Below are 18890 nucleotides of genomic sequence, written 5' to 3'. Positions count from 1 at the left end.
CTGACAATAGTTTTATTTACTATATTCGTTTCAAATTAAAATACTCTTTTGATGAAAAAACTATTCAGCCTATTGCTGCTGTTTTCGTTGCTGTCGCAAGCCCAACAAAACTCAGTTATTGCCGGTAAAAAGAATGAATTTCGCGTAGATATACTGTCGGCTATTGTTTCGGCTAAAGCCAGTTTGAGCTATGAACGTTTCTTTGATGGAGATTTTTCTACCGGATTTAATGTGAATTTTTCCAACAGCAGTAAACTCAATGACGACTTTGACAACGGGTACCGAAATAACGTTCCTAAGTTTGAATTCAACCCGTATGTGCGTTATGCCCTTTCCAAAAGTAAATCGAGATATTATTTTGCCGAAATTTTTGGTTCCTATAACGGAGGAGATTATAAAGAAATCATTCGTTTAGAAGACACAAACGGTATTGGATATTATACCACTCAAAAAACGAAATACACCGATTTTGCTTTGGGTGGAAGTTTAGGATACAAAATGTATTTTAAAGACAGTATTGCGCTTGAATTTTTAGTCGGATTTGGCTCCAACCTTACCAATAAAGCTAAAAGTCCGGATGTAATTTCAAGAGTAGGTCTTAATTTAGGGTACCGATTTTAACACAGCAACACATGAAAAAAATTAATTATATACTCCTGGCACTGATGGCTTTATTGCTGTCAAATTGTGATACCAATGACGATGGATTTTACAATACCGTTTATGTAGACATCCCGCATTTAGTAACTATTGACCCTCATAGCACTACTTATACTGTTGGCGAAAAGTTATATGTTAACGCTGATTTTTCTAAATATCAGGACGAAAATGGAAAACCGTTGGATTTACAAAAAACTACCGGTGCCGATGCATTCAATTTTTCATACGTCATAGAAAAACAATTTGACGCTGAAACTTGGGAAATCATTTATGTAAATAAAAATCAACTGGACATTGTAAAAGGCGATGCCGAAAACGGATCATTTGTTGAAGGAACTTGTATTTACAATCCTGCTGATGAAACTTATGAATACCGTGTTGGTTTTCCTCTGCTAACAGCCGGTACTTACCGTTTGAGCTATGGTTACAATAGCGATTCTACTACCGATGTTGAAATACGTTCTGTAAGTCCGTCCAAGCGACTGATTATAAAAATTAATTCGTTAGTGGCGGGTATTGATGCTAATGGTTATTACAATTTTACGGTAAACTAATCTAAAACGTTCTAAAATCCATTGTCAACCGCAGTGGATTTTTTTTACCATTCAATTTCCTGTTTTCCTAAACTTTTGAGGTATGTATTTGTCTTACTGAAATGTTTATTGCCAAACCATAACCCGCGATTAGCACTCAACGGCGACGGATGTCCGGTTTCCAATATATGGTGCTTGGCGCGGTCAATTTTGGCTCCCTTCTTTTTGGCAAATCCTCCCCAAAGCAGAAATACTACATTCTCTTTTTCGTCCGAAATTTTCTGAATCACGGCATCGGTAAAGGTTTCCCATCCTTTATTTTGGTGGCTCCCTGCTTCACTTTCGCGAACCGTTAAGGTTGCATTCAGTAATAAAACGCCTTGTTCGGCCCAGCGTTCTAAATTTCCGGTGCTGGGAAAATCATGCTTCAAATCGGTTTGAATTTCTTTAAAAATATTAATCAACGAAGGCGGAAAAGCAATGCCGTCATTTACCGAAAAACACAACCCATTGGCCTGTCCAAAACCGTGGTATGGATCCTGACCAATAATAACCACCTTAACATCATCAAAGGTACAATGGTCAAAAGCCGAGAAAATTTGGGTTCCTTTAGGAAAGCAGGTTTTAGTGGTGTATTCGTTTTTTACAAAGGTTATGAGTTGCTCAAAATAGGGTTTTTCAAACTCAGCGGACAGCACCTCATGCCAGGAAGAATGTATTTTGACAAACATGGCTAAAATTTTATCAAAAATAACATTTTCTGTTGCAATATGGATTTTATCCTTTGTAACTTTGAGCCAAAGACACTGATTTAATGATTTCGATTACAGATAAAACACTACAGGATTTAGAATTTAATACCGTTTTGCAAACCATTTCAGACCGATGCAATACTGAAATCGGAAAACAAAAGGCTTTGGAAATTGTTCCTTTTAAAGACAAGGAAACTCTTATGGAGGCTTTGGTACAAACTTCAGAGTATCTGTCCTCATTTACCAATAACAACGCCATTCCCAATCATGGATTTGATTCGGTTTCAAACGATATAAAATTTCTGGCCATTGAGGACAGTTTTTTAGAAGTAGGTAGCTTTAGAAAAATAGCGACTCTTTCGGAAACGGTTAATGTATTGTTGCTGTTTCTGAAAAAATTTCATGACTACTATCCGAAACTAAATACCAAAGCGGCTCAGGTGGAATACACTAAATTCATCATTCAGAAAATTGATGAAGTGGTGGATAAATATGGCGAAATCAAAGACAATGCTTCACCCGATTTAATCAATATTCGACGCGATATGAACTTGGTTCGCGGAAAAGTCAATCAGAGTTTTGGACAAGCCTTGAGCCAATACAACTCGCTGGGCTATTTAGATGAAATTAAAGAGAGTATTGTTGAAAATCGAAGAGTGTTGGCTGTTATGGCAATGTACCGACGAAAGGTCAAAGGCTCCATTTTGGGCAGCTCAAAAACGGGAAGCATTGCTTATATTGAACCCGAGGCCACCTTACGCTATTCTCGTGAATTGAATAATTTGGAGTATGAAGAACGGGAAGAAATTACTAAAATCCTGAAGAAACTCTCCAACGATATAAGACCTTACATTGAATTATTAAGACAATATCAAGATTTTCTGAGCGATATAGATGTTATTGCCGCTAAAGCCAAATATGCCAATAAAATCAACGCCATTTTACCCAACATCATCGAAGAAAAGCGATTGTACTTCAGAGATGCTTTCCATCCTATTCTACTTTTAAATAATAACGAAAAGAAAGAAAAAACATTTCCTCAGACTATTGAGTTAAATAACAAAAGTAGAATTATTGTCATTTCGGGCCCTAACGCCGGTGGAAAAACTATATCGTTAAAAACAGTTGGCTTATTGCAGTTGATGTTGCAATGCGGCATTCTGATTCCGGTGCATGAGCGAAGTGAGACTTTTTGTTTGACCGAATCCTGACCGACATTGGCGATAATCAGTCGATTGAAAACCATTTGAGCACCTACAGTTATCGGTTAAAGAACATGAATTACTTTTTGAAAAAATGCAATGCCAAAACATTGTTCTTGATTGATGAGTTTGGAACCGGTTCTGATCCTGAACTGGGTGGGGCTTTGGCAGAAACTTTCTTGGAAGAATTCTATCATCGAGAAGCTTTTGGTATCATTACCACTCATTATTCTAATTTGAAGATTTTGGCCAATGAACTGCCGTTTGCCAGCAATGCCAATATGCTTTTTGATGAGAAATCATTGGAACCTATGTATAAACTGATTTTGGGACAAGCCGGAAGTTCCTTCACGTTTGAAGTGGCACAAAAAAACGGAATCCCCTACGGTTTGATTAATAGAGCCAAAAAGAAAATAGAAGGCGGTAAGGTTCGCTTTGACAAAACGATAGCCACTTTACAAAAAGAGCGTTCTAAGTTGGAGAAAACCTCCCAAATACTAAAAGAGGAAGAAAGCAAAGCCCGTGAAGAAGGCAAGAAAATGGAAACCATCAATGTGAAAATTCAGGAAAAACTGGAACGGTATCAGGAATTATATGATGCGAATCAACGTTTGATTTATATGGGGCAAAAGGTTGATGATATTTCGGAAAAGTACTTTAATAATAAAGACAAAAAAGTACTGATTGGCGAGTTTTTGAAAATGGTTGAAATCGAAAATTCTAAGCGAAAAAAAGCTACCGTAAAAGAGAAAAAAGAAAAAGAAATTATTCAGAAAAAAGTCGTTGAAGAAGTTAAAGTCAAAGTAGAAGAAATTCGAAAAGAAAAGAAAGAGAAAAAAATAAAAGCCCAAAAACTGGAAACTGAAAGACCAAAAGTTACCTTGAAAATTGGTGACCGTGTTCGCATGATTGACGGTAAATCGGTTGGAACGATTGATAAAATTGAGAAGAATAAAGCGGTTGTTAACTATGGCGTTTTTACTTCTAAAGTAAGCCTGGAAGCCTTAGAATTTGTACAGGCAAAATAATAGGAAATATGGAAATAGAAGCCTTACCGAAAGATAAAAAGATTATTCTGTTTGACGGTGTTTGTAATCTTTGTGATTCTTCGGTGCAGTTTCTGATAAAGCATGATAAAAATGATAGTTTTCGATTTGTGTCCTTACAATCCGACTTAGGAAAAAAAATCATCACTCATATCGGTATTGACCTTACTAAAATTGACAGCCTTGTTTTGTATGAACCCGGAAAAGCTTATTACTGTAAATCACAAGCGGTTTTGAGAACAGCCAATGAATTAGGAGGAATTTATAGATTATTAAATTTAGTTGCCATTTTTCCCACTCCTTTTTTAAACTTAGTATATGATTATATAGCTAAAAACCGTTATCGATGGTTTGGAAAAAAAGAATCTTGTAGGCTTCCATCACCTGAACTCCTTGCTAAGTTTTTAGCATGATATTTATCATTAGAGTTATCGTTTAAACAAAGTAACTTTGATAAACTTTAAACCTTAACAATATGACTTTTTTAAACATCCCTTTGTATTCTTGGGAGAACGGTGCCTTCATTATGATAGGTATTTTTGCCTTAGTAATCTTTGCTCTAGTGAGCACCATCTTCTTGATGATGAATGGTAAAAACAAAAAAAACGACTAAGTTTCCTTAGTCGTTTTTCTATATCAGTTAGAAACTAATTATTGTTTAATTAATTTTTTAACATCTTTAGCAGTACCATCAGTTACCGTTAAGAAGTAAACACCACTTTGTAAAGATGAAGCATCATATGAATCAGCTTTAGTGTATTGTTTAACCACTTTACCATTGATATCTGTTACTGTTAATGATACTTTAGAAGCATCTAATTTATCGTTTAATTTCACTTCGAAAGTGTTAACAACTGGGTTTGGAGATACGATTGACATGTTATCGTATAAATCAAACTGATTGTTGCTTAAGTTAGAAGTAACACTGATTCCGTCTAACAAAATAGCTCCTGAATTAGCTGTAGTTTGAATTGGAGAATAGCAGTTGAATCCTAAATAATAAATGTTTGTTGTAGGAACAGTATAGTTACTAGTTTGTAGGGTCATAACAACCGGAGCAACAGTTCCGTTATCTGTTACTGTTACGAATGTAGTTGCAGCAGTAGCTCTTGTAGTACCGATAGCTGATTTTAATTTGTTAGTTCCACCTGTACCGGCAGCAATGTATTTTCTGTAGTAATATTTAATAGTAAGGATTTCACCAGCAGTTAAATTCATACCTCTTGAGAATAACCAAGAGTTTGTTGCTACAGTACTACCAAAACAACCCGCAAGGTTAGTTCCTTCTTGTGCTAATGTAGCAGCAGTATATACATCCCAATCACCTGTACTTCTTGTCCAACCGGCAGAACCTAATGTTGGTGATTCAAAACCAAAGCTATATGGAAGATTGGTTGGTGTAGATAAAGTAGTGTAGAAAGTGAAAGGTCCTTGCCATGGAGATTGAGAATCACCACAGTTAGCTCTTACATAATAAGAATAACCGGTAGCTGGAGTCAATGTTGGGAAAACAAAAGTTAATTCTGTTTGGTTAGACATTGTTCCTGTACCTTGAGTAAACCCTACAGTACCCCATTCGAAATCATAACTAGGTGCATCACTTGTCCAAGCAGCTGTAGCTCCTGTATCAGATAAAGCTGTTAAACCGATATCATCAACTGGTTTACAAGCTGTAACACTAACATCGTCAATTTTTACAGTATCAGCATCGTTAGCGATATATTCGAATTTAACTTGAAGACCTGACTGACCTACATAAGAAGACAAATCTAAGTGGATATATAAATATTCATAATCAGTGTAAATACCGTAATCTTCCTCAACCCATAATGGAGCCCAAGTAGCACCAGCATCATTTGAAATAGATACTTCTAAGTTTCCAGCTGGAAACGGGTCAACCATATATTCGTAACCTAATGAAGCGGTAAAGTTCAAATAAGCAGAAGTGTAAGTGGTTAAATCAAAAGCTGGAGATATTAAAGACTCATCCTGATCTTCAGCAATCCATTGTACATAAGCAGACCCAGCTCCTGTTATAGAGTTTGTTGTTCTTGCCCAATTGTTGGTAGCATGAGTGTTAGTAGTTGTCCATCCAGTCGGAGGAAATGTAGTTGATTCAAAACCTTCTGTCAACGCTACTTGAGCTACAGATAAGTTTACTACACCTAATAAAAATAATAGTAAAAGTTTTTTCATAAGAATATTGTTTTTTAGATTTTAAAAGCCAAATTTAGTAAACTTCTTTTAATACAAAAGAATTTTAACTAACTTTTTATATTTTATGAGCAAATTATATCTCCCCATAAAAAATTTAGTTTGAATTTATACTGTATGATTGTCAAACAGTTAAATAACAAAAGACCCTAACCTCAGTCTTTACTGATTTTTTTAACCACAGTCCCCTGATTAGTACTGATTCTTAAAAAGTAAATTCCATTGGCTAAATCGGCAACTGAAACAGACTCTTGGGCTGTACCTTCCGTTTTTATCTGTTTGATAAATCTGCCATTAATGTCAATGATTTCAATTGAGTTAATTTCATTAGCAGTATCACCGGATATATTCAAAATAGCCTCAACCGGATTAGGGTATACCAGTAGTTTTACAGATGAATTATTCTTTACATCAAGTATCGTTGATGAAAAAGTAACCGTATCTAAACGAAGCGTCGCTGTTGCAGCAGCGGCTGATTTATCATTAAAAGCAAAGTAATAAACCCCTGCCTGTGGTGCTGTCCATACTGGTGCTGATGTTTGGGTATAAGTAGTATTTAACAATGAGGTGTTAGACCAAATAGTACTGGTTTGCGCAACTGCCGTATTATCCGTTCCAACAGTTAGTCTCAAATTTCTTGTAGTTAAACAACGGGTCCAAAATGATACGGTAACCGCTTCACCCGCTTGCAATACGAGAGGCGGAGAGTACAACCAATTATCCGCATCACCAGTGGTTCCCGTGTTAAAAATCCAAAATTTTGAGGGTGACTGGGCTTGGGAAGATATAGTTCCTTGACCATAAGCTCCATTCCCATTTCCGCTGGTGGTCCAACCGGCAAATTCAGCATCCGAATCAAATCCACTGTAATAAGGACAACTTTTAGCCATGGTTAATGTATTGACAGCTGACCAATCACTAAAAGTGCTCGCATCACAGGCTGTTCTGATATAATAATCATAGATAGTCCCGGTAACCAAGCCGGAAATGACGATTGAGTTTGTATCACTAGTGACAATCGTTCCTGTTCCTTGAGTAAATCCTGTCACACCATATTCAACTTGATAAGAAGCCGGATTACTTAGTGAGGCATCCCAATTTAAAGTAGCAGAAGTATCCGTTAAATTAGAAGGTTGATTGATAGTGTAAATCTTCAGGCAAGAAATAGGAGTAAAAGTAAAATCGAAGTCGGGGCCAGAATTATCCCAGTAACTATCCCATTGAATATAGTAAGTCACCCCTGCCAGTACCGGAAAGGTTAATGTAGACAAATAAACCGAAGTGGAAGTATCGTCATTACTTTTATAACAAACTAAATTGGAGCAATCACCGGTAAAAACCGAAAGCCTACTATCAATATTAAGTGTTACGTTTTGGGGTAAATTGGAATTAATTTTAACTTCGCCATTAGTATCCGGTGTGAAAGTATACCAAATTCCATAAATAGGATCTCCGTTACTGTCAACCGTATCGTTGAAACAACCTATGGCATAATTTCCGTCAATAGTATTTGGGGTAGAAATAATTCCGTTATCCATAATTTCAACAGCGTCGGTCGCACAGTCAAATTGAGCTTCGGCAGTAAAATACCCTAAAAAAAGAAATAAAAATAGTAATGTTTTTTTCATAAAATACCAACTTAATATTTTGCTATTGACGGCAAATTTAAAGTAGTATTTGAAATATCAAAATTTTTCAACTGTCTTTTTCCCAGCTACCTACAACCGAAGTGGCTAAAGCATTTCCTAAAACATTGGTCGCGCTTCGGAACATATCACAAAAATGATCTATCGGTAAAATCAAAGCAATACCCTCAATTGGGATTTTAAACATTCCACAAGTTGCTGCTACCACTACTAAACTGGCTCTTGGCACCCCTGCAATTCCTTTGCTGGTTAACATCAAAACAAATAACATGGTCATCTGTGTTCCGGTGTCTAAATGAACGCCATACACCTGCGCAATAAAAATACTGGCAAAGGTCATATACATCATACTGCCATCCAAATTGAAAGAATATCCTAGCGGTAACATAAAAGAAACTATTTTATCTTTCACCCCAAAACGTTCCAACTCTTCTGTCAATTTAGGGAATACGGCTTCGCTACTCGTAGTGCCAAATGCAATTACCAATGGACTGACGATTCTTTTGAGCAAAGTGGTCATATGGCTTTTCAGAAAAATATACCCAATCACTAATAAAAACAGCCATAACGAGCCAATTCCAACTAAGAAAGAACTGAAAAATTTAGCATACGTGACCAACAATTCATTAACATCTTTAATGGCAAAAACGCCGGCAATAGCACCAAAAACACCAATCGGAGCAAACTTCATCACGTAGTTTACCATTTTCAAAACAATGTGCGATGTTTTATCCAAAGCGTTTACCACCGGCTTGGCATTGGCTCCAATAGAAGCAGCCGCTAATCCGAAAAAGATAGAAAAAATAACAATTTGGAGGATTTCATTGGTGGCCATCGCCTCTACTATACTTTTTGGAATAATGTGCTCCACAAAGTTTTGTGCCGAAAAACCTTCTGTCTTTTGGGCAACTTCGGTAGCAGTGGTCAAATCAACATTACCTAATTTTAATCCGACACCGGGTTGCAATGTATTGACCCAAAACATTCCTATTAACAAGGAAACCAATGAGGCTGAAAAGAACCAAAGTAAAGCCTTCCCTCCTATTCGTCCGACCGCTTTTATATCGCCAAGCTTAGCAATACCGACCACTAACGTAGTAAACACTAAAGGCGAGATAATCATTTGTACCAATCGAATGAAAATAGTCGCCAGCATTTTTATTTTATCGCTAAAACTTTTGGCATCTTCTTCTATGTAATTGTTATGGATAAAAATTCCCAAAAAAGCCCCGCAGAGCATGGCAATTATAATTTGTACCGTAAGATTGGAAAGAAATGATTTTTTTTGGGTTTCAGTTGTACTCATTTAGTGTTGGTATGTTTTGTTGATCAAATAAAAATCGGCTAGTACTAAAGCTGCCATAGCTTCCACTATGGGAACCGCTCTCGGAACGACACAAGGATCATGGCGCCCTTTGCCTTGTTGCTCTATGATTGTATTTTGGTTGGTTAAAACTTCTTGCTTTTGAATTAAAGTGGCTACCGGTTTGAAAGCCACTCGGAAATAAATATCCATCCCATTAGAAATACCGCCTTGAATTCCTCCGGAAAGATTGGTTTGGGTAGTACCGTCTTCATTATACAAATCGTTATGCTCGCTTCCTTTCATTTTGGCTCCACAAAATCCGCTGCCCAATTCAAAACCTTTTACCGCATTAATGGATAACATGGCTTTTCCTAGCTCTGCATGGAGTTTATCAAAAACCGGTTCGCCTAATCCGATTGGCACATTTTGCAGTACACACGTAATAGTACCCCCAACAGTATCACCTTGTTTTCGAATTTCTTTAATGTAATCTTCCATTCTTTCGGCAGTAGCCAAGTCAGGGCAACGCACCGCATTGGTTTCAGTCAACGAAAAATCCAAAGCCTGATAAGGTTTATCAATAAAAATATCACCTACCGATGAAACAAAAGCATTGATTGTAATATTGGGCAAAACTTGTTTAGCTACCGCTCCGGCTACAACTCTACAGGCCGTTTCTCGGGCTGAACTCCTTCCGCCACCACGATAATCGCGAATGCCGTATTTTTTTTCATAAACATAATCGGCATGACTTGGTCGATAGCTATCCTTAATATGGGAGTAATCATCTGATTTTTGATTCGTATTCGGGATGATAAAGCCTATGGGAGTTCCGGTAGTTTTGCCTTCAAATATTCCGGAAAGAAACTGTACTTCATCTTCTTCCTTTCTTTGGGTAACTATGCTCGACTGTCCCGGTTTTCTGCGTTGCATTTCCTTTTGGATAGCTTGCATATCGATCGACAATCCGGCAGGACAACCATCAATAACTCCGCCCAATGCTTCTCCGTGAGATTCGCCAAAAGTGGTCAGTCTGAAAAGTGTTCCATAGCTATTTCCGGCCATTGTATATTGTTTTAAACAAATATAGTTTTTTGAAATTATTTAGCGAAATTTGTTTTGAGATTATTTATTTTGGGTAAAATTGAAATTCTGTAACTTTTAACAAAGATTATGTAAAAACCTATCAAAGTTATCACCTAACTTTGTTTTAATAAAATTGATACTACAAATTCAATTTTATAACATTCATTTTTAAACAAAAATTAATTCAAGAATTATGAAAAAATTATTTCTAAGTGCCTTTATGCTACTAGGATTAGCAACGGCAACACAAGCACAGGACATTTCAAAGAACGCTTTAGGTTTGCGTTTAGGGGACAATGATGGCTTTGGTGGAGAAATATCGTACCAAAGAGGATTGTCTAAAAACAACCGATTGGAATTTGATTTAGGGTGGAGAAACAGCAAGCACGTTGACGCGATGAAATTGGTTGGTTTGTACCAATGGGTTTGGGACATTGACAAAGGTTTCAATTGGTATGCCGGAGTAGGTGCCGGTATCGGAAGCTGGAGATATGACTACAACGGTGTTAACGAAAACGGTTCCATAATTCTGGCAGCAGGTGATATTGGAATTGAGTACAACTTTGCTGAAGCACCAATACAATTGTCATTAGATTTCAGACCTGAATTTTACTTAAACAACAGTGGTGATAATCAATTCCGTGAAGATAATTTCGGTCCGGACATCGCGTTGGGTATCCGTTACCGATTCTAATCTGAATACCTATAAAACTAAAAATCCCGTCATCAGACGGGATTTTTTTATTTAATAACAATGGGCTTCTTTGAATTGATTTTGACAATAGTATAAGGAAATAAAGTGTCATCATCAGAAAGATCAATAGCGGTATTTTTTTGAGAATCTTTAATATACAGCTCTATTTGCGTTGCCGTTTCTACTACTTTTTCAATCTTTATACGGTTGTACGTTTCCTTCGTTGGTCCGGCATTAAGGATAATAAAACTGCTGTTGGTCGTGTCTGAAGACTTTATTTTTTTCTTCAACGTTTCATCACCCAACAACATCATGATTTCTTTGGGTTCGGTCAGAATTTCATAAAACTTAATATTTGCTCCGCCATCATTATTTACAGTCAGCACTTCATACAAAGGCTTACTGGCTGCATGTTTAGTAGAAGAACAGGAGTATAAAAAAACTAAGGCTAGTACAGGGAGGATTCTTTTCATTTTTTGGCTTTTTGGTTGATGGCTTCATGATACAATTCTTCATAAAGCGGCAGTATATTTTTAATATCAAATTGTTTAGCAACAGTTAAAGCATTACTTTTAAATTCAGCCAATGTTGCTTCATCAGATAAAATTTTCAACGCATTTTGAGCCATACTGTCCACATCGCCTACATTGCTCAAATAGCCTGAAACGCCGTCAAAATTCACTTCGGGCAAACCACCTGAGTTGCTGGAAATCACCGGTACACTCCAAGCCATAGCTTCTAAAGCAGCCAATCCGAAACTTTCGGTTTCTGAAGGCAACAAGAACAAATCCGAGTAGGACAAAATTTGGTCTATTTCATGACTGTTACCAAAGAAAATGACTTTATCCTGAATGCCTAATTCAGCACACAATTGCTCCGCTTTAGCTTTTTCGGGCCCATCACCTACCATCATTAATTTGGCCGGAATATGCTCCTGAATTTTATAGAAAATCTTAATAATATCCGGAATGCGTTTTACCCTGCGGAAGTTACTGATGTGCGTAACAATGCGCTCTTCCCGCTTAGCCATAACCGAACGTTGACAGGAAATCAAAGTCTCATTGCGATGTTTATCTAACTCGATAAAGTTGGGAATTACATGAATATCCTTTTTTATATTGAAATGCTTATAAGTGTCGTCTTTTAAACTTTGGGAAACCGAAGTGACTATATCCGATTTGTTGATGCTGAAGGTAACGGCTGTTTTATAAACCGGATGATTCCCCACTAAGGTAATATCCGTTCCGTGAAGCGTTGTGACCATCGGAATATGGATACCTTCACTTTTCAACATTTGCTTGGCCATATACCCGGCATACGCATGAGGAATAGCATAATGCACATGCAACAATTCTATTTTATAGAGTTTTACCGTATCCACCAATTTACTGGACAAGGCCAACTCATAGGGTTGATAATGAAACAAAGGATATTCGGGAACATTAACCTCGTGGTAATGCACATTAGGATTCAATAGTGCTAAACGAACGGGCTGACGATAAGTAATAAAATGAATTTCGTGACCGCGATGGGCTAATTCGAGTCCCAACTCTGTGGCTACTACACCACTTCCCCCAAAGGTAGGATAGCAAACAATGGCTATTTTCATATTGCTTTTTTAGTGCTACGAATTTATAAAAAATAGGAACGCTAAATGGTAAAAAAGCGTTAAAGATTATTTGTCGATGATGGCATCCTGAATGACTTTCTGAATGTCTTCACGAATGTTTTCTTTGGAAAGGGTGTTAGGCAAATTCGAATCCGGATACGTTCGGTTGGATAAGAAAACATAAATAATACCGGTTGACGGGTCAGCCCACGCAATCGTTCCGGTAAATCCGGTATGCCCAAAACTCGACGACGATACACAACCACAAGTTGGCCCACCCCCACTAATTTGAGGTTTGTCAAATCCAAGGCCTCGGCGATTACCTTGTGTACAATACCAACAAGTATTGAAATCAGTAAAAGTAGCTTCTGAAAAATAATGTTGCCCACCGTAATTTCCTTTTTGAAGGTACATTTGCATCATCTTCGCTATATCCATCGCATTCGAAAAAATGCCGGCATGACCGCCAACGCCATCTTCCATAGCGGCTTCCATATCGTGTACATACCCTTGCACGGTGGTGTGACGGAAATACGTATCAATCTCAGTCGGAACAATTACACTTTTATCAAACTTTCGCAACGGATTGTATAGTGTATTGTTCATCCCTAATGTCTTGTAAAAATTGTCATCAGCCAATTCGTCTAACTTTTTACCGGTGATTTTCTCTAAGTATTGTTTCAAAATGATGAAAGTAAAATCGCTGTATCGGTATTCTTTTTTATCAATCAACGGGCTGTTGATGATTTGCTTCATGATGGTATCGTGGTAATCATCGCGAAGGAACAAACTGTCAGACACTCGTTTGGTAAAGCCTTCGGTGTATACCTTGCGATAGTATTTTTCCATTGGCATTTTAGCCGAATCTAAAGTGGCTTTATAAAACGGAATCCATGCCTGCATTCTGCCGTAATGCGACAACAATTCTTTGAAAGTCATTTGTTGTTTATTAGACCCTTTAAACATGGGCAACATTTCTCCTAAAGTAGTTTCGAGCGAAACTTTCTTTTGGTCGTAAACCTGCATTACGTTGGGCAAAGTCGCTACCATTTTGGTCAGGGAAGCCACATCGTATAAATCGGTATTCTTTACTTTATCAGTACTGCCATACGTTTTAGTCCCGAACGATTTTTGGTAAATCACTTTGCCTTTTCGGGCGACTAAAACTTGCATGCCCGGGGCCATCATTCTGTCGATAGCCTTCTGCGCATAGGTCTCAATCTGCTTTAGTTTTTCAGAACTCATCCCAACATTTTCGGGCTTGGCAAATCCTAATCGGTCTAATTTTTCTGTAGCTATACCGTCACCGGCTTTATAAGTACTGTTGATAGAAACCGGTAATTTTCCTTTGGCCGCAATAGCTCCGAATAATAATTCGGCTGAAACTTCCTGCGCGATATCACCGTTTTGATAGGAAACCACCATGCCTTCAATAGCATCAAAATTCAAAATTCGGGAAAGAGAATACGGCTTGGCAAAACAATCTAAAATAACTTTCTTTTTAGCGGCAACCGAATCTATCAACTGCAACTCCGAAACCATAAGCTCCGGTGCTTTCCACCAGCTTTTATCCGATTTGTGGTAACCAATGATTACCGTTTCATAATCGGCTAATTTGACTAACAAAGAATCAATATTAGCATCAGCAATTTCAGTTACTTCAGTGTATTTTTTTAAAGTCGAAACAAAAGTGCTGTTAATGTCATCGCCTATTTTGACATAGGCAATTTTTTGATTAAGGTTTTTAATCGGCAACACATTATCATTCTTGACCACCGTAAGGGCGTTTTCATACAACTCATATTGCAACGCTTCATTGCTGGCGGGGTTCAAATCGTTATACAAATTGATGCCTTCAATGGGTTGGTATTTATACAATCCGGCTTTGAATTTGTAGCGCAAAATTTTCTTTACCGACTCCGCTAATCGCTCATCAGAAATCAAACCGTCTTGATAGGCTACGCAAATTTTTTCGGCAGCCAACGGTACATTTTCAGCAAAAAGCAAAATATCATTTCCGGCTAAAAAGGCTTCTAAATCTATATCACCCGGTTTTTTAAAATTACTGGCACCTTTCATATTAAGGGCATCGGTAAAAATCAAACCGTCAAAGCCTAATTCATTTTTAAGCACATCGGTAACCACATGATGCGAAATTGAAGTGGGATACCCTTCTCTGGGTTCTAAACTCGGCACGCTCAAATGCGCCACCATTACTGAAACCAAGCCTTCGTCAAACATACGTTTATAAGGATACATTTCTACCTTTTCCAAATGGTCCAAAGAGGCTGTTACCAGAGGCAGTGTGCTGTGTGAGTCTGTTGAAGTATCACCATGACCCGGAAAATGCTTCCCGGTTGAAAAAACACCCTGACTTTGAACGCCATCCATTAAGGCAATGGCATGTTCAGTAACATTAACTTTATTTTCACCAAAAGAACGATAACCGATAATTGGATTTTTCGGGTTGGTATTAATATCTAAAACCGGAGCGAAATTGAAATGCACGCCCATTCTTTTGCTTTCTTTAGCCATGCTAGTGCCCACTTTTTCTATCAATTTTAAATCTCTGATAGCGCCCAAAGTCATATTAAAAGGATAGCGGAAAGTAGAATCTAAACGCATGCTCATCCCCCATTCGGCATCAATCCCAATAAACAAAGGCACTTTAGCTTTTGATTGGTATAAATTGGTTAAACGTGCCTGACGCATAGGCCCTCCTTGAAAGAAAATTAAGCCTCCAATTTTGTAATCGCGTACCAATTTTTGAATCGCGTTGGTGTGAATGGTATCTTTATTGGAATAAGCAGCCACCATGAATAGTTGCCCTACTTTTTCATCAAAAGTCATTTGGTTGTAAATACTGTCTACCCAGCGGGTTTCGGTAGTGGTTTCCGGGAAAAAGTTTTTTCTTTCGGATTTGATAAGAGGCACATACATTTCCTCCTCTGCTGCAATTTCAGCTTTGGGTAAAATTACATTGTATGACGTATTCTTGACTGACGAACAATTCGTCACCAAAACTATCAATGCTGTGAATAATCCTATTCTGAATAAAAAACTTTTCATTTACTGTAAATTAAAAGAAACGACTGTGCAAGCTTTCTCCGGCAGGTACTTCCCAGTTTTCGTTAAACTCTTCGATGGTATTTACCAAGTTATTGAAAACTATGGTGTTGGCCGTTACCGCTTTTTCTTTAGCCATACGTTTAAAATCAATCAACGATTTATGGGCTATGTGCTCGCCATTTTTGAAAGTAACATTCATTTTATCCAATAAATCAACTTGGTATTTTTGTTCCAAATCTTGAATAAACGCCACCGAGGAATCGATAGAACACCCGGTTGCTTGTTGCACTTCTTGATTTACGGCCAAGATGATAAACCGACTGTATTTCAACAAGTAAGAAGCTTCTAATCCGGTACCGTGTGCTGACCAATTTTCGATAAACACTTTTAAATCATTTTCAATTTCGGCCAGTTCATCATCAGAAAACTTGCGATTGGATTGGTAGATCCAAATTTTGGAATCTTCGGGTAAATTTTCAAAAGGAACAAACATTTTTATTTTATTTTCAGTTATTATTAAAAAAACACTTAACGGCTTAATAGCCTCTCGTTAGTAATGTGTTGGTACAATTCTTCAGATACCAAGGCTGTTGCATTCGAATTCCAATGCGTATCGTCTAAATGATATAAATAGTGCGTATGCTTTTTACGGTATTCATTGTACAGTTTTACCGTATTGATTGCATCAATATTTTTGGCTTTCAAAACAGTGTCCAATTTAGCTAAATAATTTGGTTGTTTTGCAAAAGGAACCTTTTCAAAATAAATTGTTTCCTTATTGGGCATCGGCAAAAACAAAAACCGTATCCCACGTTTCTCACAATATTTTTTATACGAAAGAATAATATCAGCTTCGTTGTTCAAATCTTCGGGCTTATGTCCGTCTTTAACACCATTAAAAAAGAACATATTTGAGTCATCAACCGCAGGAATGCCTTGGCCCTTTGCATGACTGATACGGGATTGAATCCACTTGATAGAATACTGCTTGAAAGCTTTATCTAAATAGACATTGATATTACCCCAACCACAGATTGACTTTATGATATGCTTCAACTTTGTATTTTTTTTAGGGTCAAACGGTTCAATTTTGGGCGGAATGTTTCGCTCTACAACAGAAAAAATAAGAAGTTTTGGTTTTTTGATGATGCCTAAGGCAAGATAACGGTCAAGCTCTGACATCGAACTGGGAGCCATATTGTATACTTTTATGCTATCGCCAAATTTTGCCTTCAGCTTATTGGTAATGGTTTGATTTTGGCTCAAACTGGTGCCCTGAGTAAACGAATCACCTATAATCAAGATATCGGGATTGGCTATGAATTCATTGTTACGGAATCCTAAGTCATCGGTCTTCCAAATTTCTTCTTTATATACCTGATATTTTGTATGGTGACACATATCGCCTACAGCAATCATTTTTGAATCAATATTAGGGTAATAACTGGCTTCGTGTGGAATTTTGGTAACAAAACAAATGGCTTCACTAGTCCTGTGGGTAAAAGTCGTAATAGGCAGAACGGCTTCGATTATTCCCCATAAGAGTATGGGCAACAGCAAGAATAAAAATATTTTGGTTAAAAACTGCTTCATTCCTAAAATTGAAAATAAATAAACTGTTGACTATTCCCATTAAAAACAACAATCATCAAAATCAGCAAATAATAAAATGCATAACGCACTACTTTGGGTTTTTGATTGCCCAACGTTGCAATGGCATACTGGTTTTGCCTTCCCATCCACTCAATACCAATAAAAAATAGGAGTAACAGCAGCTGTAATTTTGGAAAAACCAAAGGAAAGGTAAACAGTGATTTTGAGAAAATGATTCCGATATATTCAAAAGCTCCGGCAACAGTTTCTGACCTGAAAAATATCCAAGCCAAAACCGTTAGACTAAACGTGAGTACCATTGAGGCAAAATCTTTAAGACTCGGCAGTAGTCTACCTGTTGCTACTATATCTAAATTATTACGGTTTGTATTGAAGAGTATAGATGGCATGATGTACAAGGCGTTTAAGAGTCCCCAAATGATGAATGTCCAGTTAGCCCCGTGCCAAAACCCACTGACCAAAAAAATGATAAATGTATTTCTAACTTTCATCCAGACTCCGCCTCTACTGCCTCCTAACGGCACATATAAATAATCTCTGAACCAGGTTGAAAGTGATATATGCCAACGACGCCAGAATTCGGCAATATCTCTGGAGAAGTAAGGAAAGGCAAAATTGCGGAGCAAGTCAATTCCAAACAAGCGTGCCGTTCCCAAAGCGATATCAGAGTAGCCTGAAAAATCACCATAAATCTGGAAAGCAAACAAAACAGCTCCAACGACTAAGGTACTTCCTGAGTAATCGGTGGCATGGTCAAAGATTAGGTTTACGTATTTGGCACACTGATCGGCAATGACAATTTTTTTGAACAATCCCCATAAAATTTGCTTAACACCATCAGCGGCTACAGCAAAATTAAATGTTCGCTTCTTTTGAATTTGAGGTAACAAATGGGTAGCTCTTTCTATCGGCCCAGCTACCAATAAAGGAAAAAAACTAACGAAAACGGAATAATCAATAAAGTTCTTTTCCGCTTTGATTTTGTCATTATAAATATCAATTACATAAGACAATCCGTGGAAAGTGTAAAATGAAATCCCTACCGGAAGAATTATCTTTAATGTCCAGGTATCGATATGAAACCCTAAATTGGAGACTCCTTCGGCAAACGATTCCGCAAAAAAGTTGTAGTATTTGAAGAATCCTAAAAAACCCAGATTGATGGAAACACTCAACCACAGCCAGAACTTTTTAGCCCCGCTGCTTTGGGCATCAGACATCTTCAAACCGGTATAATAGTCTAGTAAGGTGGAAAAAATCAGTAAAAACAGAAAACGCCAATCCCAACAAGCATAGAAAAAGTAACTCGAAAGCAGCAGTAAAATGTTTTGATTTCTGAGAGATTTATTGGTTACAAACCAATACAGAAAGAATACTATCGGTAAAAACAGGGCAAAACTAATCGAGTTAAAAAGCATTCTTAATTTATTTTTTTAGCATTTCAAAAACTACTTTGTCA

The 18890-nt window shown here is 37.3% G+C and carries 16 protein-coding genes and 1 pseudogene; 6 read left to right on the top strand and 11 right to left on the bottom strand.

Features of this window, described 5'->3' with window-relative positions; translation table 11 throughout:
• Positions 1–51: 51 nt before the first annotated feature.
• Entirely contained in the window at positions 52–621 is a 570-nt protein-coding gene (locus tag GUU89_RS09900) for a DUF3575 domain-containing protein (RefSeq protein ID WP_162127759.1), read from the top strand.
• Positions 622–632: 11 nt separating this feature from the next.
• Entirely contained in the window at positions 633–1214 is a 582-nt protein-coding gene (locus GUU89_RS09895) for a hypothetical protein (RefSeq protein ID WP_162127758.1), read from the top strand.
• A gap of 44 nt (positions 1215–1258) precedes the next feature.
• Here the strand turns inward: GUU89_RS09895 and GUU89_RS09890 are convergent, their stop codons facing one another.
• The gene (locus GUU89_RS09890; RefSeq protein ID WP_162127757.1) at positions 1259–1924 is read right to left on the bottom strand and encodes a uracil-DNA glycosylase; all 666 of its coding nucleotides are present in this window, start codon (positions 1922–1924) and stop codon (positions 1259–1261) included.
• Positions 1925–2007: 83 nt separating this feature from the next.
• On the opposite strand from GUU89_RS09890, the pseudogene GUU89_RS09885 reads away from it, so the two are divergent.
• The 3 genes and pseudogenes from GUU89_RS09885 to GUU89_RS14790 all read left to right on the top strand — a co-directional run bounded on the left by GUU89_RS09885 (position 2008) and on the right by GUU89_RS14790 (position 4806).
• Positions 2008–4175 (top strand): annotated as a pseudogene (locus tag GUU89_RS09885) (endonuclease MutS2).
• An 8-nt stretch (positions 4176–4183) separates the two neighbouring features.
• The gene (locus GUU89_RS09880; RefSeq protein ID WP_394350911.1) at positions 4184–4606 is read left to right on the top strand and encodes a thiol-disulfide oxidoreductase DCC family protein; all 423 of its coding nucleotides are present in this window, start codon (positions 4184–4186) and stop codon (positions 4604–4606) included.
• A gap of 62 nt (positions 4607–4668) precedes the next feature.
• Positions 4669–4806: a hypothetical protein gene (locus GUU89_RS14790; protein WP_202924445.1), complete on the top strand. Its 138-nt coding sequence runs from the start codon at positions 4669–4671 to the stop codon at positions 4804–4806.
• A gap of 38 nt (positions 4807–4844) precedes the next feature.
• Here GUU89_RS14790 and GUU89_RS09875 read toward each other — a convergent pair whose 3' ends face one another.
• From GUU89_RS09875 to aroC, 4 genes are all read right to left on the bottom strand, one after another.
• Positions 4845–6389 (bottom strand): T9SS type A sorting domain-containing protein, encoded by a 1545-nt coding sequence (locus GUU89_RS09875; protein WP_162127756.1) that lies wholly within the window; start codon positions 6387–6389, stop codon positions 4845–4847.
• Positions 6390–6562: 173 nt separating this feature from the next.
• Positions 6563–8035: a T9SS-dependent choice-of-anchor J family protein gene (locus GUU89_RS09870; protein ID WP_162127755.1), complete on the bottom strand. Its 1473-nt coding sequence runs from the start codon at positions 8033–8035 to the stop codon at positions 6563–6565.
• A gap of 67 nt (positions 8036–8102) precedes the next feature.
• Complete coding sequence (locus GUU89_RS09865; RefSeq protein WP_162127754.1) at positions 8103–9359, bottom strand: dicarboxylate/amino acid:cation symporter; 1257 nt, start codon at positions 9357–9359, stop codon at positions 8103–8105.
• Positions 9360–10424 carry a chorismate synthase gene (gene aroC / locus GUU89_RS09860; protein WP_162127753.1) on the bottom strand — a complete coding sequence of 355 codons (1065 nt, stop codon included), beginning with the start codon at positions 10422–10424 and terminating at the stop codon, positions 9360–9362. It abuts the gene before it with no gap.
• 214 nt (positions 10425–10638) lie between these two features.
• Here aroC and GUU89_RS09855 point away from each other — a divergent pair, with 214 nt between their 5' ends.
• Complete coding sequence (locus GUU89_RS09855) at positions 10639–11139, top strand: hypothetical protein (protein ID WP_162127752.1); 501 nt, start codon at positions 10639–10641, stop codon at positions 11137–11139.
• 47 nt (positions 11140–11186) lie between these two features.
• On the opposite strand, the gene GUU89_RS09850 is transcribed toward GUU89_RS09855, so the two are convergent.
• The 6 genes from GUU89_RS09850 to GUU89_RS09825 all read right to left on the bottom strand — a co-directional run bounded on the left by GUU89_RS09850 (position 11187) and on the right by GUU89_RS09825 (position 18849).
• Positions 11187–11612 carry a hypothetical protein gene (locus GUU89_RS09850; RefSeq protein ID WP_162127751.1) on the bottom strand — a complete coding sequence of 142 codons (426 nt, stop codon included), beginning with the start codon at positions 11610–11612 and terminating at the stop codon, positions 11187–11189.
• Positions 11609–12748 (bottom strand): N-acetyl-alpha-D-glucosaminyl L-malate synthase BshA, encoded by a 1140-nt coding sequence (bshA, locus tag GUU89_RS09845; RefSeq protein ID WP_162127750.1) that lies wholly within the window; start codon positions 12746–12748, stop codon positions 11609–11611. Before bshA ends, GUU89_RS09850 begins: the two co-directional genes overlap by 4 nt.
• A 66-nt stretch (positions 12749–12814) precedes the next feature.
• The gene (locus GUU89_RS09840; protein ID WP_162127749.1) at positions 12815–15817 is read right to left on the bottom strand and encodes a glycoside hydrolase family 3 N-terminal domain-containing protein; all 3003 of its coding nucleotides are present in this window, start codon (positions 15815–15817) and stop codon (positions 12815–12817) included.
• Between the two features lie 10 nt (positions 15818–15827).
• A complete protein-coding gene (locus GUU89_RS09835) occupies positions 15828–16310 on the bottom strand; it encodes an ABC transporter ATPase (protein ID WP_162127748.1) in 483 nt (160 codons plus the stop codon).
• Between the two features lie 35 nt (positions 16311–16345).
• Positions 16346–17410: an alginate O-acetyltransferase AlgX-related protein gene (locus GUU89_RS09830; protein ID WP_162127747.1), complete on the bottom strand. Its 1065-nt coding sequence runs from the start codon at positions 17408–17410 to the stop codon at positions 16346–16348.
• A gap of 2 nt (positions 17411–17412) precedes the next feature.
• The gene (locus GUU89_RS09825; RefSeq protein ID WP_162127746.1) at positions 17413–18849 is read right to left on the bottom strand and encodes an MBOAT family O-acyltransferase; all 1437 of its coding nucleotides are present in this window, start codon (positions 18847–18849) and stop codon (positions 17413–17415) included.
• Between the last annotated feature and the right edge of the window lie 41 nt (positions 18850–18890).

The organism is Flavobacterium phycosphaerae (assembly GCF_010119235.1).
GTDB lineage: Bacteria > Bacteroidota > Bacteroidia > Flavobacteriales > Flavobacteriaceae > Flavobacterium > Flavobacterium phycosphaerae.
This window is presented reverse-complemented; position numbering and strand designations above follow the sequence as displayed.

Bases quoted from the DNA above. Each gene is read 5' to 3' on its own strand.
- GUU89_RS09900 (WP_162127759.1), top strand. From the start codon at position 52: ATGAAAAAACTATTCAGCCTATTGCTGCTGTTTTCGTTGCTGTCGCAA.
- GUU89_RS09895 (WP_162127758.1), top strand. From the start codon at position 633: ATGAAAAAAATTAATTATATACTCCTGGCACTGATGGCTTTATTGCTG.
- GUU89_RS09890 (WP_162127757.1), bottom strand. From the start codon at position 1,924: ATGTTTGTCAAAATACATTCTTCCTGGCATGAGGTGCTGTCCGCTGAG.
- GUU89_RS09880 (WP_394350911.1), top strand. From the start codon at position 4,184: ATGGAAATAGAAGCCTTACCGAAAGATAAAAAGATTATTCTGTTTGAC.
- GUU89_RS14790 (WP_202924445.1), top strand. From the start codon at position 4,669: ATGACTTTTTTAAACATCCCTTTGTATTCTTGGGAGAACGGTGCCTTC.
- GUU89_RS09875 (WP_162127756.1), bottom strand. From the start codon at position 6,389: ATGAAAAAACTTTTACTATTATTTTTATTAGGTGTAGTAAACTTATCT.
- GUU89_RS09870 (WP_162127755.1), bottom strand. From the start codon at position 8,035: ATGAAAAAAACATTACTATTTTTATTTCTTTTTTTAGGGTATTTTACT.
- GUU89_RS09865 (WP_162127754.1), bottom strand. From the start codon at position 9,359: ATGAGTACAACTGAAACCCAAAAAAAATCATTTCTTTCCAATCTTACG.
- aroC (WP_162127753.1), bottom strand. From the start codon at position 10,424: ATGGCCGGAAATAGCTATGGAACACTTTTCAGACTGACCACTTTTGGC.
- GUU89_RS09855 (WP_162127752.1), top strand. From the start codon at position 10,639: ATGAAAAAATTATTTCTAAGTGCCTTTATGCTACTAGGATTAGCAACG.
- GUU89_RS09850 (WP_162127751.1), bottom strand. From the start codon at position 11,612: ATGAAAAGAATCCTCCCTGTACTAGCCTTAGTTTTTTTATACTCCTGT.
- bshA (WP_162127750.1), bottom strand. From the start codon at position 12,748: ATGAAAATAGCCATTGTTTGCTATCCTACCTTTGGGGGAAGTGGTGTA.
- GUU89_RS09840 (WP_162127749.1), bottom strand. From the start codon at position 15,817: ATGAAAAGTTTTTTATTCAGAATAGGATTATTCACAGCATTGATAGTT.
- GUU89_RS09835 (WP_162127748.1), bottom strand. From the start codon at position 16,310: ATGTTTGTTCCTTTTGAAAATTTACCCGAAGATTCCAAAATTTGGATC.
- GUU89_RS09830 (WP_162127747.1), bottom strand. From the start codon at position 17,410: ATGAAGCAGTTTTTAACCAAAATATTTTTATTCTTGCTGTTGCCCATA.
- GUU89_RS09825 (WP_162127746.1), bottom strand. From the start codon at position 18,849: ATGCTTTTTAACTCGATTAGTTTTGCCCTGTTTTTACCGATAGTATTC.